Origin of the sequence: Microvirga tunisiensis, from assembly GCF_009296175.1 — a bacterium.
GTDB classification, from domain to species: Bacteria; Pseudomonadota; Alphaproteobacteria; order Rhizobiales; family Beijerinckiaceae; genus Microvirga; species Microvirga tunisiensis.
In genome coordinates, this window is record NZ_VOSK01000906.1 from 1 (window position 1) to 800 (window position 800).

Consider the following 800-nt stretch of genomic DNA (forward strand, 5'->3'; position numbering starts at 1 on the left):
CCTTCCTTCCGCGCCCCAGGCCTGCGGCCGTTCCGGTGAGCCCGAGTGCCATGGCAGGATACACTGCCAAGCCGTCTTCCTCACTGGTGCAAAACCCTGAAACTGCCGGAGGCAAGCCCTGAATCTTTAGGACAGGGTCCGCCGCGACGCGCAGGGCAGGCGCAAATCAGGGTCTGCCTCCATCATTTTCAGGACAAACTCCGATAGCGGGGGGCCGGAGGCTGGACGATACTACGGGCTAACGAGAGTAGCGCCCATGTCGCAGGCCACACTCCGCCGCCATCACGGCCACAGCTCAACAGACTGTCCCTGCCCCTGCCTCTGCCGCACCGGCCGAAGGCGGGCACGCTCGCCCTCATGCCGGACGGATGCCCAATCGCGACCATGAACCCAGCCGCAGCGCTGGCACCCTCAGGCAGACACCATCCAACGGAAGATCCCCGTTGGCCTGAACTCAACGGAGGCGACCAATGAGGCATCTCGGACTTCTGGCAGCAACCGCGGTGCCCCTCGACATCTCATTCCAGCCCATGCGCGTGCTCATCGACGGCCATGACAGCGAGGGCAAACTGATCCTCGCAGACAGCCAACTCGCGGCCGTGATCGTCCCCCTCGACGGCGAGCACCACGACCCCGAGCGCAAGCGGCGGTGGCACCTGGAAGCCGGGTTCGGCAAGTGTAGCGCGACGCGCGAATGTGTGAGTAAGGCGACGGCCAGATTTACGAGATGTCGCCTCCGGTTGAAGTCGACCTACCGTGTCACGGGACGACACGGAGGAGCGCATGAGCCGGCTCGATCA

1 protein-coding gene is annotated in these 800 nt (G+C 64.8%); it reads left to right on the forward strand.

Annotation, left to right across the window (positions count from 1 at the left end):
- Positions 1-470 precede the first annotated feature (470 nt).
- Positions 471-800: hypothetical protein (locus tag FS320_RS44445; protein WP_152718790.1), on the forward strand; the 330-nt coding region annotated here is incomplete at its 3' end.